Here is a 24,667-nt window from a genome sequence, read left to right on the forward strand (position 1 = left end):
GAGCTACCACGTGATTCCGATAGTAATTAACATCGTCTATTTTATGCTCTCGTTAGCGCTCCTGTTGGCGTTCATCCGTCTGACCAAGGGGCCGTCGCTACCGGACCGGGTTGTGGCCCTTGAGCTGATAGCATCCATCGTCGTTGGTTATGTGGGCGTCCATGCCATTGACACCGGTGTTTCCAGCCTGTTGGACGTGGCCATTGTTATCGCCCTGACTGCCTTCCTCGCAGCCATCGGTTTCGCACGCTTCCTGGAACGGGGGGGACGCAGAAATGATTGAACTGATCGTGGCATTGCTTCTACTGGCCGGCGCTTCCTTCATGCTGCTGGCGGCCGTTGGCATTGTTCGATTGCCGGACCTGCCTACCCGCATGCATGCATCCACCAAAGCCGGTGCCATGGGAGCGATGTTCACCATGGGCGGTGTCGCCTTCTACTTTGCAGACAGCGTTGTGTTCGCCCGAGCCTTTGCCATCGTGGTGTTCATCCTGATCACATCTCCGGTTGCCGCCCACGTAATCGGTCGAGCCGGTTACTTCATGGGAACCTCGCTATGGGACGGTACCGTCAAGGATGAACTGCGTGACAATTATGATCCTGACACCCACAAGCTCCGCAGCGGTTACGATGGCAGCCCGGAGAGCGTCACCCCGCCACCGGAGCCGGACTCTTCCGACCAGCGCTGAGCGTCTGGACCAGACCGGCGGCCACTTTTTTCACACCATGGCAATACAATTTCGCGTATAGTCCACTCCCCCATTTTAAGGAGACATTTTCATGTTGAAAGTAAATGAATACTTTGATGGCAAGGCCAAGTCCATTGCCTTCCAGACCTCGACGCTGCCGGCAACCGTGGGCGTGATCAGCCCTGGAGAATACGAGTTTGGCACCAGCAAGAAAGAGACCATGACAGTTATCAGCGGTGCACTGACCGTTCTGCTGCCAGGCATGCAGGAATGGATGACCTACGGTTCCGGTGAGTTTTTTGAAGTGGCCGGGCAGGCCAGCTTCAAGGCAAAAACAGACATCGACACTGCCTACCTCTGCACTTACGAATAACCCTCACCAGGCTCGGAACAGGACAGGTGGGCCAATCAATGGCGCCCACTGGCCCTGTTCTTTTTTTTAATCTCCAGAGGTTTCCGTTCACGCCAATCTGTGTCAGATTTAGGCTTCTTCTCGTTATAAAATAAACAATTGAGAAAGAGGCATCGAGTTATGGCACAAACCCGCATCCTGGAACCGGCAAACAACGCCCATCAGTATCCACTGCTGATCAAGCAGCTGCTATTGTCCGGCCCCCGCTACAACCCGGACCAGGAAATTGTTTACGCCAATCGCAGCAAGTACACCTATACCGATCTGGTGGATCGCATTCACCGCCTGGCCAACGCCTTGACCGATGCCGGCGTCAAACCCGGTGATACCGTTGCGGTCATGGATTGGGACACACCCCGTTACCTTGAGTGTTTCTTTGCCATTCCGATGATCGGAGCCATTCTGCACACCATTAATGTCCGGTTGTCACCCGAGCAGATCGTTTACACCATGAACCACGCCGAGGATGATGCGGTTCTGGTACACGACGATTTCCTCCCGATCATCGAAGGTGTGAAAGACGAGATCAAAACCGTCAGGACCTGGATTCAACTGACCGACAGCGACACAGCAAAGGCGGCACCCGTGGATACGGTTGGTGAGTATGAAGCCCTGCTGGCCAAAGCGGACAATCAGTTCGACTTCCCGGACTTTGATGAAAACAGTGTAGCGACCACCTTTTACACCACCGGTACCACCGGCAATCCGAAAGGCGTTTACTTCAGCCACCGACAACTGGTGCTGCACACTCTGGCCATGACAGGAACCATTGCAGCATTTGATGAAATGCCGTTACTCCGTTCCTCATCGGTTTACATGCCGCTGACCCCGATGTTCCACGTTCATGCCTGGGGCGTGCCCTACGCGGCCACCATGATGGGCGTCAAACAGGTCTATCCGGGTCGCTACGAACCGGAACTGCTTGTCGACCTGTTAAAAGAACACAAAGTCACCTTCTCACACTGCGTACCAACGATCATGCAGATGATGATGGCCACCGAATCCATCAAGACGGCCGATCTGAGTAACTGGCACGTGCTTATCGGTGGTAGCGCACTGACCAAGGGACTCTGCGATGCGGGGGCGAAGCTTGGAATCAGGATGTATACCGCTTACGGAATGTCTGAAACCTGCCCACTGCTCAGTGCGTCTCACCTCAAGCCGGAAGACATGGAGTTGCCCCTGGAGCAGCAGACAGCCATCAGGGTAAAGACCGGTATTGCGGCACCAATGGTGGAACTGGAAATTGTGGACCCGGACGGCAAACCTGTGCCCCATGACGGGGAAGCCAAGGGCGAGGTGGTTGCCCGCGCTCCCTGGCTGACCCAGGGTTATTTCAAACAGGCCGAGAAAAGCGAGGAACTCTGGGAAGGGGGCTGGCTGCATACCGGCGATGTCGCCAGCATGGAGCCTGACCATACCCTCACCATCAAGGACCGCATCAAGGATGTGATCAAAACCGGCGGCGAATGGCTCTCCTCGCTCGACCTGGAAAACCTGATCAGTCAGCACCCGGCCGTTGCCGGCGCCGCAGTGGTCGGCGTGCCCGACGAGAAATGGGGCGAACGCCCCCATGCCCTGGTTACCCTGAAACCTGGTGAGGAGGCTACCCTTGAAGATATCCAGAATCACCTGAAGAAGTTCGTGGATTCCGGCGAGATCAACAAATGGGCCATACCAAATCAGATTGATTTCGTTGAAGATATTCCGAAAACCAGTGTTGGCAAGATCAACAAGAAACTGATCCGGGATCAGTTGAAATAAGGTTCATCAGTGTAAGCCGGACCCTGGTGTCAGATGATTTTTCATCTGACACCAGGCCACAATCACAGGGTATTGGGCAGGATCAGTTCATAAACCATTCCCAGCCCATTCGTGAACCCGCCCGCGCCATTTCTGCCGCCTCGATCAGAGGTAAAGTACATCCTGCGGCCATCTGGTGAGAAAGCAATACCGGCTATTTCCGAGGCATCCTGCCCGACAACCTGCAGCAGCGGTTTGAGGGTACCGTCCGGTAGAATCACGACAACCTGCATGTCACCGCCATCTTCCGCCACCAGGATGTCGCCCTGGGAAGTGACGAACAGGTTATCCACACCAGACAGAATGTTGTTAGGCGCAACGGCAGTGGCGCGGTCATAAATGACCTCGATGGTCTGAGACAGCGTATCTACTGCCCAGATCCGATCGTCGCCCTTGGTGGCGAAATAAACCACACCCTTGAAGAACCAGACACCTTCTCCTCCATCGAACACTGTAGAGGCGGGTAACCGGTTCTCGTGCTGCGGCTCATGTGGATTCCGGACGTCCAGCCACTCAATCGCCTGGGGACCATCCAGAGCTGCATCCACGCCCTCTCCGCGCACTGCCAGCACCTGGAGGCGCCCCGATTGCAGTGCAGCCCGGTCACTGCCCTCCGGCCAGTCGGAAGGGTCTGGAATCCAGCGGTAGAACCGACCATCCGGCATATCCTCGGTGAGATACAGCATGCGCTCATCCGGGTCTATGGCAATCGCCTCATGGGAGAAAAAGCCCAGCGTCGGTCTCGCCAATCCTTCACCGGGCTGGTATGGATCACATTCCCAGACCTGCCCGTTGGGAAACTCCTCGCACGACAGCCAGGTATTCCAGGGTGTTACGCATCCCGCGCAATTGAACGTGGTGCCGCTGAGAATTGTATAGGAGTCGACAATCGTGCCGTCGGGATCGAACACCAGCGTACCCACCTGGGCAAGCCCCGGTGTGAACTCTTCAATAGCGGTGGAAAGTCCCGCCAACTCCGGGAAGGTAAAACCCAGCGTGCCAGCGCCGGGAACCTCACTGTTACTGATGTAGATCCAGCCGCCGTTCTCACGGGGCACAACGCCCCCACCATCCGGGAAAATATGCCAGGGCCGATTACCGATGCCACCCGTTTGCGGCGCGCTAGCATCCATCCCTTCGGGCTGGGGAAGCTCACTGTTGATGGCGACAATGCGTGTCGCAAAGCCTTGGGGGGATCGCACGCCATGGATGTCGGCATCCTGCAACGGACCGATATCCGCAAAGCGGCCAAGGAGTTCATCTGCAATCTCGGGAAGCTCCTCGCCATCGGGCATATCACCGATACCAGGGGTAGGTGCAGCGGCGGTGGAATCCGAGCCACCACAGCCGACCAGCCAGGAAGCAGATCCTACCGCGCCGGCGGTGAAGAAAAGCGTCCGTAGAACATCACGGCGTTTCCACCGGTTAGCTTCCGGAAAGAATGATCGGGACATCGGGGGCTCCTTAACTGACCGCATTGCGTACAGGCGGGTGAAACAGTGCGGTGCGAACCGCTCGTGGCTGGGAACGGGGGCGATCCTCGTAAATACGGGCATTGCCATCGTCGACACCGACAACCTTGGTCATCGCGGGATCCACCTCCCCCAGTTGGTCTGCACTGGAGATACTGCGAACGTAGAGGAACTCCGCCTGGGTACGCTCCGCCGTTACGTCAACGAGAATGAAACCGGGCGACTTGAGCTCTACGTACTTCATGTGTGAATTTGCCACTTTCACCGCCTCGGCGGCGATATCGGCAAACTCTTCCGGAAACCCCGGCGAGGTTACCGAAGGCGTGACAAATTCGGCCGCCAGGGGGCCGACAGTGGCATTCTCCAGAAGGTTGCCCGAGTCCGCATACACTTCGTTAGCCCAGGAGGTGTGAATATCGCCGGTAAAGAACACCGTGTTATCGATACTTTCCTCGGCAAGCGATCGCAGAATGACCTCTCTATCTGCGACATAACCGTCCCACTGGTCCACGTTCAGCGCCAGCAACTGGCCGTTGAATGTGGTCAGATCCTCCATGCCAAGGGTGCCTGCGGCATCCAGGGTGCGAACAATATTCAGTTCTGCAAACATGACCTGCTGGCCGATGATCCGCCAGCTTGCCCGGGACGAGGACAACCCGCCAACAAGCCAGTTCATCTGCGCATCACTCATGATCCGCCGCTCCTCGTCGAAACGGGCCGGATCCGAAGGAGAGGACGCCTGCAGGTCTCGCCCCTCAAGACGGGTATCCAACATGAAAAGGTCGATCAACCCGCCAAACTCGAACTGTCGCCAGATCCGCCCCTTTTCGGTGCCCACCTCACGAATCGGCAACCATTCGAAATAGGCCTGGACTGCCGACCCGCGACGCTCGGTCCAGGCGCCCTCTGTCGCCTCGTCATGATTCTCAGCACCGCTGCGGTAGCTGTCGTTGGCAGACTCGTGGTCATCCCAGACGCAGATCATTGGAAACTGCTGGTGCACCGCCTGCAGGTTGGTGTCGGTTTTGTATTGGGCGTGACGCTGCCGATAGTCCGACAGTGTCAGTATCTCATGGGCGGGCAGAGGGTCGCGGCCAGGAAAACTGCCGTACTCACCGGGTCCGTACTCATAGATGTAGTCACCCAGGTGCAGGATAAAGTCCAGGTCGCTTTGTTCGCTTACGGCCTTATAGACGGAAAACAGGCCGAATGCATAGTTTGAGCAGGACACAACAGCGAATCTTGCCCGTTCAACCGGCATGCCCGCAGCCGGAAAGGTTCGGGTTCGACCAACCATGGAAACCTGTTGACCGACGGCAAACTGGTAGTAATACCAGGTATCGGGCTGCAATCCCGTCACATCCATTTTCACGCAGAAATCCTGCTCGGGCCCGGTCGTGGTGCTGAACCGACCGACCTTTTCCCGCATGTCACGATCCCTTGCCACTGTTACCAGAACCGGGACTGTTTCCACATCCCTGGGAAGCGATTCTGTCGGGGTTACCCGGGTCCACAGAATGACTCTGTCTGACAGTGGATCACCGGAAGCGACGCCATGGTTAAACTCGATCCCGGGGATACTCTGGCTATCACCTGCCGACGTAGTGGAGCCTGGCTCATTCGTGCGGGCGGGGTTCGAAGAACTGCCTCCACAGGCGGTCAAGGCAGTAAAAGAAGCAGCAGTGAGGCCCTTCACCACCGCACGACGTTGCTTGTCCATTCTGCTCTCCAATAGATCGGGGCTGGGTCGACAACCTTCGACCACAGTTAGTTAGGGAGGTAACAGACTGGAAAAAGTTTATGAATGAATCGTGACAATAGCCAGGCAGATCAGGCCAACCAGGTAACGCCGCTGCCTTCTTTCAGAAACATCCATGTCATCGTGCGGGCTGGAGACCTGTGAAAGTGAAATCCACGTCAGGCTTTCGCCCAGCCACGATATCGGCCAGCGCGGCTGCAGAACCGCAGGAATGGGTCCATCCGAGGGTACCGTGGCCAGTATTCAGATAAAGATTTCCGAAGTGACTCTTGCCGATGTAGGGCACATTGGAAGGGGTTGCCGGCCGCAATCCGGCCCAGAACTCGGACTGTTCCCAATGCCCGGCCTCTGGCATCAGTTCTGCGGTGCGCCGGACGATCGCCCGGCATCGGGTAAGGTTCAGTTCCCGGCTGTAACCGCTCAGTTCCGCCGTGCCTGCAACGCGAATGCGGTCACCAAGTCGTGAGAAGACCAGCTTGTATTCATCATCAATAAGGCTGACATTGAATGCGGCATCCTCATTCTTCACCGGCACCGTTATGGAGTACCCTTTGGCCGGGTAGATGTTCAGGAACAGGCCAAGCTTCCGGGCCAGTATGGCACTGAAGCTGCCAAGGCTCAGTACATAGCTGTCGGCACGCAGGGTCTGGTGCCTGCCTTCACGTATGACTGTCACCCCGAGAACCCTGTCACGGGTGTTTTCGAAACCCAGAATTTCGGTACCGTACAGAAACTCCACGCCGGCTTCCTGAGCTTTTATGGCCAGTGCCTGTGTAAACCGACGGGCATCTCCGGACTCGTCTTCTGCGGTGTAGGTTGCCCCGGCAATCCGTTGTCTGACCGGTGACAGAGCGGGTTCCAGCTCAACCGCTCGATCTGCATCAATCACCTGGCGGTCACATCCCAGTTCCCGCATGATACGGGCCGGCTCCAGAGCCGATTCGAATTCCCCGGGGTTGGTATATAGATGCAGAATACCTTTCTCGAGGTGATCGTACTCGATTTCGATGTCTTTTCGCAGTGCCTGCAACCGCTCACGGCTGTAGATGCCAAGGCGTACAATCTGGCGCATGTTGCGGGCGGCTCTGGCAGAAGTGCATTCCCGCAGGAATGAGATGCCCCAACGCCATTGAGCAGGATCCATCCGGGGGCGAAATAGCAGGGGCGCATCTGGACGGGCGAGCCATCTGAGCACTTTCAGAGGCGTTGAGGGATTGGCCCAGGGTTCAGCGTGTGATACGGAGATCTGCCCGCCATTGGCGTAGCTGGTTTCGGTGCCTGCGTTACACTGTCGGTCCACAACCGTGACGTCGTACCCTTCCTGCCGCAAATACCATGCGGTTGTGACACCAACAACACCTGCACCGAGCACCAGTATGTGCATTCATGTCCTCTCTTGATCTACGACTGAATCGGGTCACTATTGTAGCGCCTGGGTTGACGGATTACGTGTCAGACCATTTGCCACTTTCGGGGGGATCATGCTCAGCCACCGGCCTTTTTCACCGTCCAGCCTTTCTCCTGCAGCAGCGGAACCAGAATATCCCGCTGGTCACCCTGGATCTCAACCACGCCGTTCTTGACAGTACCACCGGTTCCACACCGGGCCTTGAGTATCTTGGCGAAGGCCTTCAGTTCCTTTTCGTCCAGAGGAATACCGGTGAGCAGAGTAACGCCTTTGCCCTTGCGCCCTTTGGTTTCACGGCTGACCCGAACAACACCGTCGCCTGCCGGGCGTGACGGCGCCTGACAAATACACTCATCGACAGGGTGCCGACAACCGGGGCACATACGCCCCTGTTCTGTGGAGAACACAAGTCCTCCAGACCGGTCCTTCATAACGTCCTCTTATTCGTTGCGGTGTCCACCTGGAGCGTCAGACGCCCGGAGGATACTTTTCAAACATGTCGGCCACGATTTCATCAATCAGCTCGCGCCGTGACTCGGACGACTGATTTTCATTAAGGTAACGGCGGCTGGCTGCGCGCCAGACCACGCGATCAGTCTCGGTATCAACCAGTTCCACCACCAGCTTGCCTTCCTCAATTTCCCTGACCGGAGGCGCCGACGCCAATCCCCAGCCAAAGTTGCCACTGCCGAAACCAAAGCCAAACCCGACTCCGCTGCGTTCGAGACGCTCCTCCTCAACGATCTGCCAGGCCACGAGCAGATCCGCCTCCTCAGGATCAACCTTACGCATGGCCTTGCGATTGAGCTCCTGCTCAACCGCCGACTCAATACGGCCACCATCAAGTGAGGTAAAATTCTGGCCCTCGCCCTTTGGCGCAAATGCCCATGACCCATAGTTGCCAAAGACCACACCGGAATCGTAATCCGTAACAACGTTACTGGCGCATCCGGTCAACACCACCAGAATCAGGGATAAAAGGATAATTCTCATAATCGTCATTCCCTCTTTCTCAAATCGCATTTACCAAGTATACGCACAGTAGACGCGTGGAGTTTCGGTATCCGTTCCCTAGCTTTCAAAACTGTAATGCATTCCCCGGGCATTACAAAATGCGCACAGTCCGTCAGCCTGCTCGACAGGTATGGTGATATCCGCCCTCACATCTGAACCGTAATCTACGTGTTCCACTTCAGCACCGTTCTGGTCGCACCAGTGTCGGAGCGGCTGTTCATCCGCGAAGGTCATGGTGACTGCCACCCGCGAGAGTGGCTGCTGTATCACCCGTTCCACTGCAGACAGCACCGCCTCGGTAGCGCCCGCATAGGCTCTGACAAGGCCACCAGCCCCGAGTTTGGTACCACCAAAATATCGGATAACCAATACCAGCACATCCCCCATGTCCTTATGCTGGATCACACTCAGAATCGGCTTTCCGGCCGTCCCCGACGGCTCGCCGTCATCATTCATGGCAGCCTCTGCTGCCGCGCCTGGCCGGCCAATCTGATAGGCCCAGCAGATATGACGGGCGCCGGGATGGTCCCTGTGAGCCTGCTCAAGCCAGGCCTTGACCTGATCCCTGGACGAGACAGGCGCAACCCGGGCAATAAAGCGGCTCTTTTTGACTTCAATTTCCCGTTCCAGAAAACCGGCCGGGACTGGATAATCCTTGGACATGAGGCCCCTGTTCTGTAACGTTTGTCTTCGTGTAACTCTTGTAAGTGATCATCTGGGCGAATCTGGCGTATGGTAGAGATAAATCACGGAGAGCTCCATTCAATGCCAGACCCCCTCACCCCTGAACTGACAGTCCGAACAGTGCGGTCCATCGGTGACATCGAGGCAAACGTCTGGGATCAGCTCAGCGGCACACACAGCCCCTTTCTGCGCCACGATTTTCTGCTTGCACTGGAAGAGTCCGGTTGTACATCCGCTGCCACGGGATGGCGTCCATCTCACCTGACATTCTACCTCAATGGCAGGCTTGCCGGTGTCGCCCCTGCCTACCTGAAAACCCACTCCATGGGCGAGTACGTTTTTGACTGGGCCTGGGCCGATGCCTATCGGCGCCATGGCATGGACTACTACCCCAAACTGCTGATCGCCATTCCCTTTACGCCCTGCCAGGGGCCACGACTGCTGTTCTCCGAAGAGCTTCGCGAATGGATGACGTCAGAGCGAATCCACAAGGCGCTGGATTCAGTCACCGACGACCTGGCCGCCCATTCGTGGCACCTGCTGTTTCCGGATAAACAGGATCAGGAACTGCTTACCGGGGAGGATCAGCTTCATCGCCTTGGCTGCCAGTTCCACTGGTATAACCATGGCTACAGCACGTTCGATGACTTCCTCGCCAGACTGACTTCGCGAAAACGGAAATCCATCCGCAAGGAGCGAAGGCAGGTGACTGACCAGGGCATTTCCTTCCATCATTTTTCCGGTAATGATATGCCCGACCACATCATCCCGGCATTCTATGTATTCTATCAGGCCACCTACCTGAAGCGCGGGCAACGGCCGTATCTGAACGAGGACTTCTTTCATCAGCTCAGAGAGAGGCAGCCGGACCAGCTACACATTGTCATGGCCGTCATGAACGAAAAAATGATTGCCGGAGCCCTGTTTCTGCTGGGCGGGGAGACCCTCTACGGTCGCTACTGGGGATGCCTGGAGGAATTCGATCATCTGCATTTTGAAACCTGTTACTATCAGGGCATTGAGCTGGCCATTCAGCAGGCACTGACAAGTTTCGACGCCGGCGCCCAGGGAGAGCATAAACTGGTTCGGGGGTTTGAGCCGGTAATTACCCATTCTTGGCACGGCATACGGCATCCGGGGTTCCGAGAGGCCATCGCGAGGTTTACTGTGGAAGAAGCCGAGCATGTCATGGCCTATGCCGGGGAAGCGCTGGATGCACTACCCTTCAGGCAGGTGGAACCGGATCAATAGCACAGACCCAACTTCTAACCGACATTAAGCAGAGTGGGCAGCCATGGAACTGGACCATATTTTCGATCTTCTGAGCGCCGACTACTTCATCCTTGTGATCGCCGCCACGGCGCTAATTGTGGCAATCATCGCCGCTGTTTCCGGCGCCACTGCCAGACGAAAAATGTCTGAGCAGAACGATACTGTAAAACAGCGGGTGGACAGCCTGTGGCTGGATATGGATGAAATGCGGGTCTCACAGTTCAATGGCCCCTCAGGGGGCCATGAGAGCAGGGAAACCGCCGACAGCGAGCGGTTTCTGGCAGAGAAATCTGCTTACGAAGCCATCTGGCCGCAACTCTGGACACTGCACGACAAACTCGGCATGTTTCTTCGGGCAGTGGAGGCTGACGAGCAGGCCGGCGAACTGCGGGTTGAGGCGCGCAATGCAGCGCTGGATGCCCGCAGCACACTAAACCGTGTACGCCCCTTCTGCCATGGGGATGTTGATGAGCTTATTACTCAACTGATTGATAACCATATAAAGGCACACCTGGCCGCCTGCCATTATATGGATTTGAGAAAGGACTCTCTGTCGTCCGGCTCCAGCCACGACAGGGCAGTACAGAAAGAGAAGTTCCACATGCTCTATGATGGCCAAACAAAGGAAATGCTGAACCAGCTCGTTATCATTATCAGGCGCAGAATACTCCGCTAGGGTATCTCCAACCGCCAGCTCACTTCTTGCTGACCCTCTCCAGGGTGTCACGCTGCAGCGCTCTGAGAAACTCACTGATAACAACCGGACTCTCGTTAACCGGGTCAAGGGAACGGAATCGCTCCGGCAGTGTATCAATTGACTTGCTTGCCGCCTTTACCTGGTCATCCAGCGGGGCAATAGCACCTTCGATAATCCTCCCTTCCTTCATCACCGGTCTCAGCAGAGGCGTGCCGTCAAACACCTCGTCCCGGCCTGAAACAACGTCCTCAGCAATACGGCCATCTGTTCCCAGGCGCCGGTAAACCTGCTTTGGGCCGGGGAAGGACTGCTTGCCCGGAGAATTTTTCATCCGCGGAAGACTGGCATACTCCGTCAGTTTGAAGGCAAGTTCCAGTGCCGGGCCGTCCTTTGCCACCCCGATAGCAGTACCCACACCAAAACCATCAATGGGCGCTCCGGATGAACAGAGCTTTGCGATCCTGTACTCATCGAGACCGCCACTTGCCATTATCTTGATATCAGTCAGGCCGGCTTCATCCAGCATTTTTCTGCAATCCACAGCCTCGGCCGCAAGATCCCCGGAATCCAGACGGATGCCGCCGACGCTCACTTCCGGCTCATCCTTTAACCACTTGATGATGCGGTCTACCGCAGAGCGGGTATCGTAGGTATCCACCAGTAGCGTTGTCCCCGGATACAGGCTGGCGTAGATTCGGAAGGCATCCATCTCGTCCGGGCAGGCCTGCACAAAGCTGTGAGCCATGGTTCCATAAACCGGCATATTGAAATCCAGGCCCGCCAGAACATTGCTGGTACCGGTCAGCCCCGCCAGCCGATAGGCCCTTACGCCCCGGTGGGCGGCATCCAGCCCGTGCGTCCTTCGCATCCCGAAATCGACAACCGGCCGTCCCCCGGCAGCGAATGTCAGGCGAACAGACTTTGAGGCCAGGGCTGACTCCAGATGGACGTAATTCATCACCAGGCTTTCCAGAAGCTGGACCTCCGCAATCGGCCCTTCAACTTCCAGCAGCGGCTCCTGGGGGAACAGGGGCGTCCCCTCAGGCACCGCATAAACCGAACCACTGAACCGGAAATCCCGCAGCCAGTCGAGAAACTCGGGCTGGAACCGGTCAAGGGACTCCAGGCGCTCAATATGTTCATCGCTGAAGGCCAGCGATTCTATGATGCCGACCACGTTCTGCTGGCCACAGGCGAGGACGAAATTGCGATTCTCCGGGAGCTCGCGAAAGAAAAGACTGAACACCGCAGTGTCGTCCATGCCTTCGGACCAATACGCCTGGGCCATCGCCAGTTCGTAAAGGTCTACCAGCAGGGATAAGTCACCTTCTCTTACAACCGGCGGTTGTTTCAGCACAGTTCGGCGCCCTCCTCTTTCAGTTGTTCAAAAACGGCCGGCGCCTCGTCCGCCTCAACAGCGCGGGTTCCGCTGGTAATGAGTTCAACCTCAAAACCGAGTTTCAGTGCATCTTTGACTGTTGCCTGAACGCAGACATCAAGGGCCAGGCCGGCCACAAAGAGCCGGTGGATACCATGCCGGCGAAGGTAGCTGTCGAGCTCGGTTCCATCGAATGCGGAATAGGCGTCGGTATCGAATGCGGTTCCCTTGCTGACGCGGATAGCGGAGTCGGGAAGCTCCATCTTGGGGTGAAATTCAGCTCCCGGGGTATCCTGAACGCAGTGCACCGGCCAGGGGCCGCCACGATCCTGAAAGCTGATGTGATCCACGGTGTGCCAGTCACGGCTGGCGAGGATCGGCCAGCCGGCTTCCTGCGCCTTACCGATCCACTCATTGATAGCCGGAAAGATCTCGTCACTTCCGGGAACCGCCAGACTACCGCCTTCGCAGAAGTCGTTCTGAACATCTACCAGCAACAGGGCATTGGATCCAGTGTTCATAAGAATACCTCCCATGCTTCCATCGAAAGTTCATTCAGATCACCGGATGTCAGCTGTTCTCTATCCTGAAACCGATTTTGAGCACGACCTGGTAGTGTCCGACTTTGCCGTCAACCACATGGCCACGCGTTTCCTGTACTTCAAACCACTCAATCTTGCGAAGGTTCTTGCTGCATTCGGCAATCGCATTTTCAATGGCATCCTCAATACTCTTCTTCGAAGAGCCAACTACTTCCACCTTCTTGTAAACATGATGGTCGGACATGAAACCTCCTTTCCAAGGTCGTATGTAGTCGGGCAAACCTTTTGCATAAGTCTACTTTCAGCCTATACCAGTAATCAGTCACCATCAAACAGGGGGAACTTTCGGCCCCGGATGAACTCACAGGTTTCCGCCATCGTAAACCTGGTATAACTTTTCAACACCGGCATCCTATGAAAACCATCAAACGCTGTTTTTTCGGCTTCACCCTGACGTTGGCCCTGTTACTGGCCGGCCCACTGCTACTGGCTGCCTGCGCGGGCTTTCAGGATTCCGGGAGCTGGCGCACCGCGGACAGGTCCAGTGCCGGAATTGCTCCCACGCCTGAACAGGAGGCCGGCGCGGTGGTTCAGGTCTATGGCGCCCGCGCCTACAACTGGCGTGGCTATTTTTCACTGCACACATGGATCAGTACCAAGGAGGCCAATGCCAGCCGCTATTACGTCCATGAGGTAACCGGGTGGCGCCACTATGTGGTCCAGTCCAGGCCTGATAACCCGGACCGCGCCTGGTACGGCGCCCGACCGCAATTGATTGCGGATATCCGTGGGGAACAGGCAGAGCGGATTATCAGGCAGCTTGCCGGTGTGATTGAGGAGTATCCCTACCCAACGGAATATGAGGCATGGCCCGGACCCAACAGCAATACGTTTGTGGCCTGGGTAATCCGGCAGATTCCGGAGATGAATGTTGCCCTGCCAAATCATGCCATCGGCAAGGATTATCTGGGTAATGGCGTGCTGTCAGAAGTGCCTGGCGGGAGCGGGTATCAATTATCGCTTGGCGGTTACTTTGGTGTGTTGGCCGGGGTTCGGGAGGGCTTTGAGCTCAACATCCTGGGGCTGTCTCTCGGTATAAACCCGCTCGGGCTTGGCATCAAACTGCCAGGCATTGGCGAGTTGGCATTGCGTAATACCAATCCTATGCCTGATGCCGCCGCATCGAGATCTGAGCTGGGTGATGCTGAGACGGCCTTATAGTGCCGTGATTCCTGCATAACGGACCAAACCCGCTGCTGCAATACCTGCTGCGATGGCGGGTAGCGGCTTTTTGATAGCCAGCATGATAACCGCCGTAACAACCAACGCTGCCAACGAGCCGGCATCACCGCTGAATGCCATGGGAACAATAATGGCGATCAACACTGAACTGGCCATGGTGTTGATGAAGCTCTCGATACGGGGGTTGATCGTCACAAAGGACATCAGGAACACGCCACCAAAACGGGTCACCAGGGTGACCAGGGTCATCACCGCAATCAGCGCGAGGATGCCGGTGGTAGTGGTTTCGACGGTCATGTGGAGGCTCCCTCCTCTGCGCCTGCTTTATCTTCAGCACCGGGTTTCTTTTCCAGCCAGAAGAAGCCAATAGCCCCGCCAGCCAGAGCGCCGACCACAACGTGGGTATTGGGCGGCAGCCACTTCCAGGCGGCCAGGGATGACATCGCGGCCACGGTCCACGCCACCAGTGTTCGTGGTGATTTTTTTCCGCCCAGAGCCATGGCCAGCAGAAAACAGCCGAGAACCATGTCCAGGCCCAGAGACTGGGGATCCTGCAGCAGGCCTCCGAAGTACACGCCGAGCCAGGTTCCGATGATCCACGCTATCCAGATGGCGAGACCGCCGCCGAGAATAACCTCCAGGTTACGTTTTCCATTCTGGTAATCCTGGGCGGACACCGCCCAGTTGGCGTCGGTCAGAAACAGCAAAACACCGTACCGTCGGCCGGGGGACATGTCCCTGAGCATGGGGTAAAGCGAGGCGCCCATCAGCAGGTGCCGGGAGTTGATGGCAAACACCACAGCAATCAATGGAATCAGTGATACCTCGCTGCCCCACATATCCACAGCGGCAAACTGCGAGGCCCCGGCAAACACGGTGGTGCTCATCAGGATGGCCTGCAGTGGCTCAAGCCCCTTCTGCACGGCCGCCAAACCAAAGGCAGCACCGAATGCCACCACGAATAACGAGATGGGAAGTAGCCGGAAAAATTCGGAACGGACTTTTTTGGGCTGAAGCTGGTAGGAATATGTGCTGACGTTCATCTAAGCAAGCTAATGAAACCGCCGTCAGATGCGTATAGGTAGATGCCGAAGGGTGCGCAGCATTGCCCTGAAAACGACCGATGACCGGCACTTGTCCCCTAATGACAGGCCAACCATGCAGGGCAAGTCGTACCTTAACCTCGTAGGACAATCCATCAACGAGGTTCCGCCATGTCAGCAGTCACCGCTTCCTTCCCTGTCCGGCGACAGGATTTCGGTTTTGATGAAGTGCCGCGGCACTGGGTCGACACTGATCCGTTCATGACTCATCTCTTCAATGCGCTCTCGGCACTGTTTCCGGATGGCGAGCGCTTTTTCGTTGCCAGTGTCCGCGCCGTGCGGGATCAGGTGAAAGACCCTCAGCTTCAGAAAGACATCAGCGCCTTTATCGGGCAGGAGGCCATGCATGCCAAGGAGCATGGCCACTTTAACGAGGGGGCGATTCATCAGGGCTTCGACATCAAGAAGCTGGAGGGCTGGACCCGCGGTTTCCTGTCCGCGAAAAACCTGCCCCTGTTGAACAGCAAACGCACCCACCTGGCGGCTACGGTTGCACTGGAACATTTCACCGGGATTCTGTCCGCACAATTGCTCAAGCGTGAGGATCTGGTACACCAGATTGATTCGTCGATGCGCAATCTCTGGGCCTGGCACTGCATTGAGGAAAACGAGCACAAGGCCGTTGCTTTCGACACCTACCGTGAAATCTACGGCGATGGCGCACTGGACCATGCCATCCGGGCCGGCGTTATGGTACTGGTTACGGTTCTGGTCCTGACCGCCATACACAGCTTTGTCGTGGAACTGATGCGAGAGGATAAACAGCTCGCCAACGTCCGCTCATGGACCAGAGGCCTTGGTCGGGTGTGGGGGCGTCGGGGCCTGTTTACCGCCATCATTCCGGAGTATCTTGATTACTTCAGGCCGGGCTTTCACCCCTGGGACCACGACACCAACTTCCTGCTGCGCAAATGGCGCAAGGAAATCGGCATCATGTAATACCCCCTCAGAGCTGGCCCAGCGAGACGGCCAGGGTTTCGCTGATCCCCGCATTGAGCTTCAGGTCCACCAGCGAATCAGCCCGGGTACGACCCAGATTCAATGTCGCTATGGGCTTGCCCCATTCCCTGGCATACCGACAGAAGCGGAAACCGGAATAAACCATCAGCGATGAGCCGATCACCAGCAGGCCGTCGCTGGCTTTGAGCGTGTCCAGCGCTGAATACACCCGATCCCTGGGCACATAATCGCCGAAGAACACAACATCCGGCTTGAGAATACCCTCACAGCGTGGGCAGTCGGCAATGCGAAAATCCGAAAAATCCACCTCAAGGTCGGCATCGCCATCCGGTGCAGCACCTGCTGTGTATTCCCGGGTTCATGTCAGCACAGCGTTCATGCACCTCGTCCCGTTTGCACCGGTATTCGCAGCTCATACAAACAACCTCATCCGCCCTGCCATGGAGGTCCGTTACAGAGCGGCTACCAGCCTGCTGATGCAGACGGTCGACGTTCTGGGTGACCAACAGCCGGCTGTGGTTGCGCAATTCCAGCTCAGCAACAAGATGATGAGCGCTATTGGGCCTGGCATTGCGGATGACTGGCCAGCCAATAAGGCTTCGGCCCCAGTATCGTCTTCGCACAGTCAGGCTGGTCATGAAATCCTGGTGCTGTACCGGTTGTTTCCGTTTCCAGGCGCCATCGCCATCCCGGTAGTCGGGAATGCCCGAGTCGGTACTGACGCCAGCGCCGGTCAGTATCATCAGGCCCGGGTGCCGGTGAATGAACTCCGCCAGCATCGCACCCGCCTGTTCGGGGCAATGCTGGACCAGCGGCTGGTCGTTGACCGGCATGGTTATAGCCCTGGTGGGCGGTGGAGCTGCAGACATCAAAATCACACCTGTTTGAATATCCCTCTACTTTAAGGAGCAAACTCTGCGTTGCCAATGGCATTGATGGAAAACAACCATACCCGGCAGGCCCTTGGTCACCGCCCCTGTCCCCGGGTTTTCCAGAATGGCTTGAGTATCTCAGCCTGTCGCTGAGCTTCAGTCAGCCCGATGTCGGCCAGCAGATGATCGCTCAGCTGCGCCAGTTGCCGGCGGCTGCGATGGGTCCGAACCATATGCATCAGCCACTTTGCGGAAATCACGGCCATGACGGCTTTCTGCGCTTTCGCCACGGCATTAGCCTTGCGAATAATCCCTGCGTGGGTCAGCGATTGGGTGTTTGCAGTGGTCATGGCCGTTCTCCTTCATGTTCTGTTTATGAGCCAGTTCATCCTAAACCGCTCAGTGCAATGGTTGCAGATTCACTTTGTTGGGTTTTTGACCAGCACAGATGCCATAAACCCATCACTGTCATGGTCAATTCTGTTCAATCTGTACTGGTGCGTGGCGAAAGTGACGAGAATGGCGAGAGTGAAGGGAGTAAAGGGAGTGGCGGTGATTCAGACCTTCGGGGAGTGGATTCGGGAAAGCCTCCGACCCATCTCATCCGCGCCCAGGCGATTCATCAATGCGATATTCTGCTCCGGTATGAGTTCCGCTCCCGGGTAGCCGTCAATGGCCCGCTCAAGGCTTGCTTCCCGCAGCAGGTGCAACATGGGGTAAGGTGATCGATTGGTGTAGTTCTCGGCGTCTTCCGGTTCGGTGCCACCGAACTGGTAGTCGGGGTGGAAGCTGGCAATCTGATAGATTCCTTCCAACTCCAGGTGCGCCAGAAGCCCGTCGGCAACGGCAAGAAATTCGTTGTATGCCATGAAATCCTGCAACACGGAAGGATGCACCAGCAGAGTTGTTTCAACGTCCGGGTGCTCATTCAGATACAGCAGTTCGTTCTGCAGCGTTAGCAGCAGCGCTTCTTCCGAGGTGGCATCGGTAACCGTAAAACGAATTTGCTCCTTCACCATTTCCCTGCGGGCGAAAGGGCACAGGTTCAGTCCAATCACCACATCCGAAACCCATCGGCGGGTGGCTTCAATAACAGGATTGTGCTCCACGTGGACACCTCCACATTCTGAAAAAAGGGACCGACACGCCTGCGGCGAGTCATGATATGTTAAGCAAGCTTACAATAATTCCATTACCGATTCCGGAGAATAATAATGGACATACTACGAACACCTGACGAACGATTCGAGCGGCTGTTGGACTACCCTTTCAATCCCCATTACGTTGAGCTTGATGGTCTGCGCATGCATTACGTGGACGAAGGACCGGAAGACGCAAAGCCCATACTGATGATGCACGGAGAGCCGTCCTGGTCCTATCTTTACCGCCACATGATCCCGATCTGTGCTGCTGCAGGGCATCGCGTCATCGCCCCGGATCTGATCGGCTTCGGCAAGTCCGACAAACCCTCGGATATCAACGCCTACAGTTACCAGAACCATATGGAATGGATGCAGTCGTTCCTGGAGCAGACCGATCTGCAGGACATCACCCTGGTCTGCCAGGACTGGGGCTCGCTGCTGGGCCTGCGGCTAGCTGCAGAAAACCCGGACCGGTTCCGTGCCATCGTCGTTGGAAACGGCATGCTGCCAACCGGCGATCAAGCGGTCCCCAAAGCCTTCCAGCTATGGAAGAACTTCGCCCTGTACAGCCCCTGGTTCCCCATCGCCCGCATAATCAACACCGGAAGCTTCCGCACCCTCGGCCCGGATGAGCGCCGTGCTTACGACGCGCCCTTCCCCGGCAAGAAATACAAGGCCGGTGCCCGCGCCTTCCCGAAACTGGTCCCCGTAAAGCCGGACGATCCAGCCAGCGAGCCCAACCGCAAGGCCTGGAAAGTGCTGGAACAATGGGACAAGCCGTTCCTCACCACATTCAGCAACGGCGACCCCATTACCCGGGGTGGTGACCGCTACATGCAGGAGCGGATTCCCGGTGCCCAGGGCCAACCCCACGTCACCCTGACCGGCGGCCACTTCCTGCAGGAAGACTCACCGGTGCAGTTTGCAAATGCAGTTAACGACCTGCTCAAGCGAATGGATGGCGAAAATTCCTGAGATCTGAAAGAGCAAGGGGACAGGCCTTGCCAGAATCGTGCGTAGCCATGGATGGCGGAGCCGAGCGTACAGGGACGTATTCACAGCGTATTCTGGCAAGGCCTGTCCCCTTGCGATCGCACCGATACTCAGTAATAACCCTGGCTGCGCAGATAGTCATCGTAGCTGCCGCTGAAATCGGTGATGCCATCGGCCTTCAGCTCAATGATGCGCGTTGCCAGCGATGAAACGAACTCCCGGTCATGGCTGACGAATACCAGCGTGCCCGGGTAGTTCTCCAGGGCCAGGTTCAGGGCCTCGATGGACTCCATGTCCAGGTGGTTGGTGGGTTCGTCCATCAGCATCACGTTGGGCTTTTCCAGGATCAGCTTTCCGAACAGCATGCGGCCCTGCTCGCCGCCTGAAATCACCTTGACCGACTTGCCGATATCATCCCCGGAAAAGAGCATGCGCCCCAGAGTGCCACGCACCAGTTGCTCCCCGCCGGTGGTCCATTGCGACATCCAGTCAGTCAGGTTCATGTCCTCATCGAAATCGGACGTGTGGTCCTGGGCGTAGTAGCCAACCTGGGCACTGTCCGTCCACTTAACATCGCCGCTGTCAGGGGTCACGGTGCCTGCCAGACACTGCATCAGTGTGGTTTTACCGATGCCGTTGGGGCCGATGATGGCCACCCGTTCCCCGGCCTCAATCTTCAGGTTGAGCTTGTTGAACAACTTCTCGCCATCAAACCCTTTGGTCAGATCCATCAGGGTGACGGCCTGGCGGTGCAACTTTTTGGTCTGTTCAAAGCGGATAAACGGGCTCACGCGGCTGGAAGGTTTCACTTCCTCAAGCTGGATCTTGTCGATCTGGCGGGCACGGGACGTTGCCTGCTTGGCCTTGGATGCATTGGCAGAGAAACGGCTGACAAACTGCTGCAGTTCGGCAATCTGGGCTTTCTTCTTGGCATTATCCGACAGCATGCGCTCGCGGGCCTGGGTGGCGGCGGTCATGTACTCGTCGTAGTTACCCGGGAACAGCCTCAGTTCCCCATAGTCCAGGTCCGCCATGTGGGTGCACACACTGTTGAGGAAGTGGCGGTCGTGGGAAATGATGATCATGGTGCTGTCCCGCGCCACCAGAACGCTTTCCAGCCAGCGGATGGTATTGATATCCAGATGGTTGGTGGGCTCGTCCAGCAGCAGGATGTCGGGGTCGGAAAACAGCGCCTGGGCCAGCAATACGCGCAACTTCCAGCCTGGTGCAATCGCACTCATTGGCCCGTTATGCTGCTCAAGGGGAATGTCCAGCCCCAGCAGCAGCTCGCCGGCACGGGCATCGGCAGTGTAACCGTCCATCTCGGCAAACTGGACTTCCAGGTCGGCCACCGCCATGCCGTCCTCTTCGCTCATCTCTGCCTGCGAATAGATTCGGTCCCGCTCGGCTTTCACCCGCCAGAGTTCCTCATGACCCATGATCACGGTATCGATAACCGTACAGTCCTCGTAGGCGAACTGGTCCTGGCGCAATTTGCCCAGGCGCTGGTTCTGGTCCACCATGACCTGTCCGGCAGAGGGCTCCAGATCACCCCCGAGAATTTTCATGAACGTGGACTTGCCAGAGCCATTGGCGCCGATAAGGCCAAAGCGGTTGCCGTTGCCGAATTTGACGGAGACGTTTTCAAACAGGGGCTTGGCCCCGAACTGCATGGTAATGTTTGCGGTGGAAATCAAGAAGAAGCCTATCGATAGTGAGCACCGGGCAAGGGCCGGTTGGGAAAAGCCGGCATTGTACAGGTTTGTCAGCAAAATCGTCAGACAGCAGAAACACGGATAAAAAGCGCTTGCCTCAGCAGCCCGGGGCGGGCAGCATTTCAACCTCGGCAACACCAACACACTCTTTATCACCCCATAAAAGGAATCCGACACAATGACACAGGCAACTGCGCGCCACATACTGGTAGACAGCGAAGCAAAATGCGAAGAACTGAAAAAAGCCATTGAAGACGGCCAGGATTTTGCCGAAGTGGCAAAGCAGCACTCCTCCTGCCCTTCCGGCCGCAACGGCGGCGACCTTGGCTCCTTCGGCCCGGGCCAGATGGTTCCGGAATTCGACAAGGTGGTGTTCAACGGTGAAGTGAACAAGGTTCTCGGCCCGGTGAAGACCCAGTTCGGATATCACCTGCTGGAAGTCACCAGCCGGAGCTGATGGGCATATACGTGCCAGCTCGCAACGCCCGGATATGGCAATATCTGGCCTTTACGGGCGTTGTTCTGATAACACCCTTTTTCTTTGTTGGCGGCCCCGGATGGGCCGATGGGCCGCTCTACAAATCTGCCTGGAACCTCGGGCATATCCTGTTCTTTACCCTGCTGACCCTTGCCGTGCAGCCCTGGCGGATCTGGGCTGGCTGGACGCTCTGGGGTGTCTCCACCGTGGCGGTGCTCATGCTTGGCGTGAGCATTGAGGTTCTCCAGTACGGATTCAACCGCCAGGTGGACTGGCAGGACATCCTCCGCAACCTGCTGGGAGTGTGGGCGGTACTTGCTGCCCGGCCCCAGGCTGGCCATTCACCAGTGGCCCTCTGGTCTCTCAGAATTCTTGTTGCGGTCCTGCTGATTACCGAGATCAACGCGACCACAGCAGTGGCCATTCGACAGTACAGGGTTAGCCAATTGCTGCCGGAACTCTACGATTTCAGTCAGCCAGATCCTTCACCCTTCTGGAATGGGGTGGTCACTCCCGCTGATGCAGCAGCCAGCGAGCAAAGCGGTCTCAGACTATCCCTGACAACGGCCCGTTATTCTGGCGCGTCCCTGCACAACTTTCCCGGTGACTGGCAAGGGTACGACCAGCTGGTAATTTCGCTGTACAATCCCGACGACCGGCCTCTATCTTTAACCCTGAGAATCAACGACCTGGAACACGATCAGGGTGACAACGCCTACACCGACCGATTCAACACCCGACTCACGCTGGCCCCCGGCCTGAACAACTTCCACCTGGACCTTGAGCGTATCAGGAAGGCACCGGCGGACAGAACCATGAACATGCAGGAAATAAGACGATTAATGCTGTTCACGGCAGGCCTGACGGAACCCAGAACCGTTTATCTGCGTGTCATCAGGTTGGAATGATAAATTCATGCCCATGGACCAGTATTGATGAATGTGGAATACATAAAAAATCTTTCTGTCTGTCGAATATTATCCTGGTCTGCGGGCGATTACATGACGCTTATTAAGGCGCAAATGGTCGCGCTTGTTATTGTTTTTTCAAGTGCGGCGTTAGCAGCGGATGACAGGACGCTTACTATCAGCGTTGGCGATTGGCCTCCCTTTTTTGTGGAAGATGAGCCTGGGCAGGGTAGTGTTGCCCGACTGGTCACCGATATCTTTGCAGAAGCAGACTACGACGTGGAGTTCCACTTCCTTCCGTGGAAACGGGCCTACCGGGAGGCGGCGAATGGCAAGCACGATGCTACCGCAATCTGGATGTATGCCGCTGATCGGGAACAGGACTTCATCTTCAGCGATCCGGTGATGAAAGAACGTTTCGTGCTTTTCTTCCGGAAGGAGACCCCGGTCAAGTGGGAGCGCATGTCGGACCTCTCAGGCCTCCAGCTCGGAGGCAGCATTGGCTATAGCTATGGACCGACATTTGACATTGCTGTTGAGAACGAGGTCCTGGACGTGGAATGGGTAGCTTCTACGGAGCTGAATTTCCGCAGACTGCTGTTTGGTCACATAGATGCCTTTCCCGAGGAAATAAACGTTGGCTACTACATTCTCCGACGGGAAATGAACCAGGATGAAGCCCGAAATATTACCCACCATCCGGAGCCCATTTCCGAAAATGAGAGCTTCCTTCTATTCCCGGTAAACCAACCGGAAACAGACAGGCTTCGGAAGATCTTTAACAGAGGCCTGAAAGCGTTCAGGGATGACGGCCGTTATGACGCGTATTTTGACAGCCGGCCCCAGGCTTCCCTGAATAGAACGGGTGGGTAACCGAGCGTCTCAATCCAGTTTCCAGGGATTGGCCGTCAGCGGCTCGCTGCCATGCTCTTTCACCACAACAGTATCGCTGCAGCCAATGCCCCATTGACCCGGTATCCGCAGACACAGTGGCAGGTGGAACACCATGCCGGGCTGGAAAACCGCAGTCTCGCCGCGGGCAATAAACCCTGAACCTTCCACCCAGGAAGGGGGAAATTGGGCTCCCACGGTATAGCCAAACACGCCGGAGAAGAAAACCTCGCCGGCCAACGGAGCCATGGCCTGCTCAGCTGCCCTGGCGGCAGAATCAAAGGTTCTGCCCGGCACCATGGCCGCCTGTAGCGCATCCACAACACGTCGACACCCATCGAAAACAGTGCGCATTCTTGCGGAAGGCCGACCCGCCACGACGGTACGCATCATCGGGGCCGTATAACGCTGCCAGACAGCACCGAACTCGAGGAATACCACATCGCCGTCTTCAACCCTGCAGCGCTTATGGTTGGTGTGAATCACGCTGCTTCTCTGCCCTACTGTCACGATGGGCTGCATGCTCATGAACTCACTGCCACCCTCGAGCAGGGCCCGGGCACCCACGGCTGCGATGTCGTTGTCGGTCATGCCAGGGCATATGGCCGCTACCGCTGCATCGATACCCTGCCCGGTAATGCGGGCGCTCTGTCTCAGGCAGTCAATTTCCGCTGGTGATTTCACAATGCGGATACCCTTGAGCATGCCCGAGACATCCACAAACCGCGTGTCTGGCAGCCGCTGCCTCAACCCCTCTACAACACCCTGACGGAGTGATCCATGCCAGTAATCAATACCAACCGTTGTTCCATGACCGCTCAGAGCCCGGGCCAACGGATCCAGCACATCACCAATACCCTCCCAGCGGTAGCCAATAACGTTATCAACCCGCGTGGTAATCATGGCGGGACCGGTTTCGATGGAAGGCACCTGCAACGTCAGTGTATCGCCTGTGACCACCAGCGCTACGTGAACGGATACCTCAAAGGTGCTGTAACCGGTCAGGTAGAAAAGATCGGAAGGATCCGTAAGCAGCAGTGCCCCGATATCCTCAGCTGCCATACTGGCTCTGAGTCGCTCAAGCCGTTGTTCATATTCGGCCTCGGGAAAAGGGCATTCCCGCCCCCTGAGTTCATTGGCCAGGGTTTTCTGGTAGGCATTAAAGTCCATGGGGCAGTCTCCAGCGCGGAAGGTTCCTGTTAGAGACTGGACCCAAACCGGGTGCTTTTCAAA

Annotated in this window: 27 protein-coding genes and 1 pseudogene; 12 read left to right on the forward strand and 16 right to left on the reverse strand. The window is 56.7% G+C overall.

All coding sequences use genetic code 11. The features are described 5' to 3' along the window. The first annotated feature begins 10 nt into the window (after nt 1–10). From QPM17_RS13670 to QPM17_RS13685, 4 genes are all read left to right on the forward strand, one after another. Nucleotides 11–283 (forward strand): MrpF/PhaF family protein, encoded by a 273-nt coding sequence (locus QPM17_RS13670; RefSeq protein ID WP_285391350.1) that lies wholly within the window; start codon nt 11–13, stop codon nt 281–283. Then, nucleotides 276–689, forward strand: a complete 414-nt coding sequence (mnhG, locus tag QPM17_RS13675; protein WP_285391351.1) for a monovalent cation/H(+) antiporter subunit G — start codon at nt 276–278, stop codon at nt 687–689. Before QPM17_RS13670 ends, mnhG begins: the two co-directional genes overlap by 8 nt. A 91-nt stretch (nt 690–780) precedes the next feature. After that, complete coding sequence (gene ppnP, locus QPM17_RS13680; RefSeq protein WP_285391352.1) at nt 781–1,062, forward strand: pyrimidine/purine nucleoside phosphorylase; 282 nt, start codon at nt 781–783, stop codon at nt 1,060–1,062. Nucleotides 1,063–1,221: 159 nt separating this feature from the next. Then, entirely contained in the window at nt 1,222–2,865 is a 1,644-nt protein-coding gene (locus tag QPM17_RS13685) for a fatty acid--CoA ligase (protein WP_285391353.1), read from the forward strand. A gap of 62 nt (nt 2,866–2,927) precedes the next feature. Here QPM17_RS13685 and QPM17_RS13690 read toward each other — a convergent pair whose 3' ends face one another. From QPM17_RS13690 to QPM17_RS13715, 6 genes are all read right to left on the reverse strand, one after another. Further along, nucleotides 2,928–4,358 (reverse strand): alkaline phosphatase PhoX, encoded by a 1,431-nt coding sequence (locus tag QPM17_RS13690; protein WP_285391355.1) that lies wholly within the window; start codon nt 4,356–4,358, stop codon nt 2,928–2,930. Between the two features lie 10 nt (nt 4,359–4,368). Beyond that, a complete protein-coding gene (locus QPM17_RS13695; protein ID WP_285391356.1) occupies nt 4,369–6,096 on the reverse strand; it encodes an alkaline phosphatase D family protein in 1,728 nt (575 codons plus the stop codon). A gap of 157 nt (nt 6,097–6,253) precedes the next feature. Further along, nucleotides 6,254–7,519, reverse strand: coding sequence for a D-amino acid dehydrogenase (locus QPM17_RS13700; RefSeq protein WP_285391357.1), 1,266 nt, complete (start codon nt 7,517–7,519; stop codon nt 6,254–6,256). A 101-nt stretch (nt 7,520–7,620) separates the two neighbouring features. Beyond that, complete coding sequence (locus QPM17_RS13705; protein WP_285391358.1) at nt 7,621–7,974, reverse strand: translation initiation factor Sui1; 354 nt, start codon at nt 7,972–7,974, stop codon at nt 7,621–7,623. A 37-nt stretch (nt 7,975–8,011) separates the two neighbouring features. Further along, nucleotides 8,012–8,536: a DUF4136 domain-containing protein gene (locus tag QPM17_RS13710; protein WP_285391359.1), complete on the reverse strand. Its 525-nt coding sequence runs from the start codon at nt 8,534–8,536 to the stop codon at nt 8,012–8,014. A 78-nt stretch (nt 8,537–8,614) separates the two neighbouring features. Further along, on the reverse strand, nt 8,615–9,220 hold the full coding sequence (locus QPM17_RS13715; protein ID WP_285391360.1) for an IMPACT family protein: 606 nt from the start codon (nt 9,218–9,220) through the stop codon (nt 8,615–8,617). 102 nt (nt 9,221–9,322) lie between these two features. Here QPM17_RS13715 and QPM17_RS13720 point away from each other — a divergent pair, with 102 nt between their 5' ends. Both QPM17_RS13720 and QPM17_RS13725 read left to right on the forward strand, forming a co-directional pair. Further along, on the forward strand, nt 9,323–10,492 hold the full coding sequence (locus QPM17_RS13720; protein ID WP_285391361.1) for a GNAT family N-acetyltransferase: 1,170 nt from the start codon (nt 9,323–9,325) through the stop codon (nt 10,490–10,492). A gap of 43 nt (nt 10,493–10,535) precedes the next feature. After that, on the forward strand, nt 10,536–11,189 hold the full coding sequence (locus QPM17_RS13725; protein WP_285391363.1) for a hypothetical protein: 654 nt from the start codon (nt 10,536–10,538) through the stop codon (nt 11,187–11,189). A 19-nt stretch (nt 11,190–11,208) separates the two neighbouring features. On the opposite strand, the gene QPM17_RS13730 is transcribed toward QPM17_RS13725, so the two are convergent. The 3 genes from QPM17_RS13730 to QPM17_RS13740 are packed head-to-tail and all read right to left on the reverse strand — an operon-like array spanning nt 11,209 to nt 13,374. Next, entirely contained in the window at nt 11,209–12,567 is a 1,359-nt protein-coding gene (locus tag QPM17_RS13730) for a nicotinate phosphoribosyltransferase (RefSeq protein WP_285391365.1), read from the reverse strand. After that, the gene (locus QPM17_RS13735) at nt 12,561–13,109 is read right to left on the reverse strand and encodes a nicotinamidase (RefSeq protein WP_285391366.1); all 549 of its coding nucleotides are present in this window, start codon (nt 13,107–13,109) and stop codon (nt 12,561–12,563) included. The genes QPM17_RS13730 and QPM17_RS13735 overlap by 7 nt, the downstream gene beginning before the upstream one ends. A 49-nt stretch (nt 13,110–13,158) precedes the next feature. Then, nucleotides 13,159–13,374: a dodecin gene (locus QPM17_RS13740; RefSeq protein ID WP_285391367.1), complete on the reverse strand. Its 216-nt coding sequence runs from the start codon at nt 13,372–13,374 to the stop codon at nt 13,159–13,161. Between the two features lie 170 nt (nt 13,375–13,544). Between QPM17_RS13740 and QPM17_RS13745 the strand changes: the two genes are divergently transcribed. After that, nucleotides 13,545–14,351 carry a DUF3750 domain-containing protein gene (locus QPM17_RS13745; protein WP_285391368.1) on the forward strand — a complete coding sequence of 269 codons (807 nt, stop codon included), beginning with the start codon at nt 13,545–13,547 and terminating at the stop codon, nt 14,349–14,351. On the opposite strand, the gene QPM17_RS13750 is transcribed toward QPM17_RS13745, so the two are convergent. Both QPM17_RS13750 and QPM17_RS13755 read right to left on the reverse strand, forming a co-directional pair. Further along, nucleotides 14,346–14,669 carry an AzlD family protein gene (locus QPM17_RS13750; protein WP_285391369.1) on the reverse strand — a complete coding sequence of 108 codons (324 nt, stop codon included), beginning with the start codon at nt 14,667–14,669 and terminating at the stop codon, nt 14,346–14,348. The genes QPM17_RS13745 and QPM17_RS13750 overlap by 6 nt on opposite strands. Then, complete coding sequence (locus tag QPM17_RS13755; RefSeq protein ID WP_285391370.1) at nt 14,666–15,415, reverse strand: AzlC family ABC transporter permease; 750 nt, start codon at nt 15,413–15,415, stop codon at nt 14,666–14,668. Before QPM17_RS13755 ends, QPM17_RS13750 begins: the two co-directional genes overlap by 4 nt. Nucleotides 15,416–15,586: 171 nt before the next feature. Here QPM17_RS13755 and QPM17_RS13760 point away from each other — a divergent pair, with 171 nt between their 5' ends. After that, the gene (locus tag QPM17_RS13760) at nt 15,587–16,414 is read left to right on the forward strand and encodes a metal-dependent hydrolase (RefSeq protein ID WP_285391371.1); all 828 of its coding nucleotides are present in this window, start codon (nt 15,587–15,589) and stop codon (nt 16,412–16,414) included. A 7-nt stretch (nt 16,415–16,421) separates the two neighbouring features. Here the strand turns inward: QPM17_RS13760 and QPM17_RS13765 are convergent. From QPM17_RS13765 to QPM17_RS13775, 3 genes and pseudogenes are all read right to left on the reverse strand, one after another. Beyond that, nucleotides 16,422–17,268 (reverse strand): annotated as a pseudogene (locus tag QPM17_RS13765) (NAD-dependent protein deacetylase). A gap of 134 nt (nt 17,269–17,402) precedes the next feature. After that, nucleotides 17,403–17,657: a DUF1127 domain-containing protein gene (locus QPM17_RS13770; protein WP_422732767.1), complete on the reverse strand. Its 255-nt coding sequence runs from the start codon at nt 17,655–17,657 to the stop codon at nt 17,403–17,405. 207 nt (nt 17,658–17,864) lie between these two features. After that, a complete protein-coding gene (locus tag QPM17_RS13775; RefSeq protein WP_285391372.1) occupies nt 17,865–18,416 on the reverse strand; it encodes a DUF1415 domain-containing protein in 552 nt (183 codons plus the stop codon). 105 nt (nt 18,417–18,521) lie between these two features. Here QPM17_RS13775 and QPM17_RS13780 point away from each other — a divergent pair, with 105 nt between their 5' ends. Then, nucleotides 18,522–19,424: a haloalkane dehalogenase gene (locus QPM17_RS13780; protein WP_285391373.1), complete on the forward strand. Its 903-nt coding sequence runs from the start codon at nt 18,522–18,524 to the stop codon at nt 19,422–19,424. Nucleotides 19,425–19,552: 128 nt separating this feature from the next. Here the strand turns inward: QPM17_RS13780 and QPM17_RS13785 are convergent, their stop codons facing one another. Beyond that, on the reverse strand, nt 19,553–21,139 hold the full coding sequence (locus QPM17_RS13785) for an ABC-F family ATPase (RefSeq protein ID WP_285391375.1): 1,587 nt from the start codon (nt 21,137–21,139) through the stop codon (nt 19,553–19,555). Between the two features lie 196 nt (nt 21,140–21,335). Between QPM17_RS13785 and QPM17_RS13790 the strand changes: the two genes are divergently transcribed. From QPM17_RS13790 to QPM17_RS13800, 3 genes are all read left to right on the forward strand, one after another. Continuing rightward, nucleotides 21,336–21,614 carry a peptidylprolyl isomerase gene (locus QPM17_RS13790; protein ID WP_285391376.1) on the forward strand — a complete coding sequence of 93 codons (279 nt, stop codon included), beginning with the start codon at nt 21,336–21,338 and terminating at the stop codon, nt 21,612–21,614. 11 nt (nt 21,615–21,625) lie between these two features. Then, the gene (locus QPM17_RS13795; RefSeq protein WP_285391377.1) at nt 21,626–22,543 is read left to right on the forward strand and encodes a succinyl-CoA synthetase subunit beta; all 918 of its coding nucleotides are present in this window, start codon (nt 21,626–21,628) and stop codon (nt 22,541–22,543) included. 93 nt (nt 22,544–22,636) lie between these two features. Further along, complete coding sequence (locus QPM17_RS13800; RefSeq protein WP_285391378.1) at nt 22,637–23,416, forward strand: substrate-binding periplasmic protein; 780 nt, start codon at nt 22,637–22,639, stop codon at nt 23,414–23,416. A gap of 9 nt (nt 23,417–23,425) precedes the next feature. Here the strand turns inward: QPM17_RS13800 and QPM17_RS13805 are convergent, their stop codons facing one another. Continuing rightward, complete coding sequence (locus tag QPM17_RS13805) at nt 23,426–24,604, reverse strand: M24 family metallopeptidase (protein ID WP_285391379.1); 1,179 nt, start codon at nt 24,602–24,604, stop codon at nt 23,426–23,428. Nucleotides 24,605–24,667: the final 63 nt, after the last annotated feature.

This window comes from Marinobacter azerbaijanicus, assembly GCF_030250645.1.
Lineage (GTDB): Bacteria > Pseudomonadota > Gammaproteobacteria > Pseudomonadales > Oleiphilaceae > Marinobacter > Marinobacter azerbaijanicus.

Excerpts from the sequence above, each read along its gene's own strand:
- QPM17_RS13770 (WP_422732767.1), bottom strand. The coding sequence starts at position 17,657 with ATGACCACTGCAAACACCCAATCGCTGACCCACGCAGGGATTATTCGC.
- QPM17_RS13710 (WP_285391359.1), bottom strand. The coding sequence starts at position 8,536 with ATGAGAATTATCCTTTTATCCCTGATTCTGGTGGTGTTGACCGGATGC.
- QPM17_RS13685 (WP_285391353.1), top strand. The coding sequence starts at position 1,222 with ATGGCACAAACCCGCATCCTGGAACCGGCAAACAACGCCCATCAGTAT.
- QPM17_RS13705 (WP_285391358.1), bottom strand. The coding sequence starts at position 7,974 with ATGAAGGACCGGTCTGGAGGACTTGTGTTCTCCACAGAACAGGGGCGT.
- QPM17_RS13755 (WP_285391370.1), bottom strand. The coding sequence starts at position 15,415 with ATGAACGTCAGCACATATTCCTACCAGCTTCAGCCCAAAAAAGTCCGT.
- QPM17_RS13695 (WP_285391356.1), bottom strand. The coding sequence starts at position 6,096 with ATGGACAAGCAACGTCGTGCGGTGGTGAAGGGCCTCACTGCTGCTTCT.
- QPM17_RS13745 (WP_285391368.1), top strand. The coding sequence starts at position 13,545 with ATGAAAACCATCAAACGCTGTTTTTTCGGCTTCACCCTGACGTTGGCC.
- QPM17_RS13760 (WP_285391371.1), top strand. The coding sequence starts at position 15,587 with ATGTCAGCAGTCACCGCTTCCTTCCCTGTCCGGCGACAGGATTTCGGT.
- QPM17_RS13725 (WP_285391363.1), top strand. The coding sequence starts at position 10,536 with ATGGAACTGGACCATATTTTCGATCTTCTGAGCGCCGACTACTTCATC.
- QPM17_RS13740 (WP_285391367.1), bottom strand. The coding sequence starts at position 13,374 with ATGTCCGACCATCATGTTTACAAGAAGGTGGAAGTAGTTGGCTCTTCG.
- QPM17_RS13800 (WP_285391378.1), top strand. The coding sequence starts at position 22,637 with ATGACGCTTATTAAGGCGCAAATGGTCGCGCTTGTTATTGTTTTTTCA.
- QPM17_RS13780 (WP_285391373.1), top strand. The coding sequence starts at position 18,522 with ATGGACATACTACGAACACCTGACGAACGATTCGAGCGGCTGTTGGAC.
- QPM17_RS13700 (WP_285391357.1), bottom strand. The coding sequence starts at position 7,519 with ATGCACATACTGGTGCTCGGTGCAGGTGTTGTTGGTGTCACAACCGCA.
- QPM17_RS13805 (WP_285391379.1), bottom strand. The coding sequence starts at position 24,604 with ATGGACTTTAATGCCTACCAGAAAACCCTGGCCAATGAACTCAGGGGG.
- QPM17_RS13715 (WP_285391360.1), bottom strand. The coding sequence starts at position 9,220 with ATGTCCAAGGATTATCCAGTCCCGGCCGGTTTTCTGGAACGGGAAATT.
- QPM17_RS13735 (WP_285391366.1), bottom strand. The coding sequence starts at position 13,109 with ATGAACACTGGATCCAATGCCCTGTTGCTGGTAGATGTTCAGAACGAC.
- QPM17_RS13720 (WP_285391361.1), top strand. The coding sequence starts at position 9,323 with ATGCCAGACCCCCTCACCCCTGAACTGACAGTCCGAACAGTGCGGTCC.
- QPM17_RS13750 (WP_285391369.1), bottom strand. The coding sequence starts at position 14,669 with ATGACCGTCGAAACCACTACCACCGGCATCCTCGCGCTGATTGCGGTG.
- QPM17_RS13690 (WP_285391355.1), bottom strand. The coding sequence starts at position 4,358 with ATGTCCCGATCATTCTTTCCGGAAGCTAACCGGTGGAAACGCCGTGAT.
- ppnP (WP_285391352.1), top strand. The coding sequence starts at position 781 with ATGTTGAAAGTAAATGAATACTTTGATGGCAAGGCCAAGTCCATTGCC.
- QPM17_RS13790 (WP_285391376.1), top strand. The coding sequence starts at position 21,336 with ATGACACAGGCAACTGCGCGCCACATACTGGTAGACAGCGAAGCAAAA.
- mnhG (WP_285391351.1), top strand. The coding sequence starts at position 276 with ATGATTGAACTGATCGTGGCATTGCTTCTACTGGCCGGCGCTTCCTTC.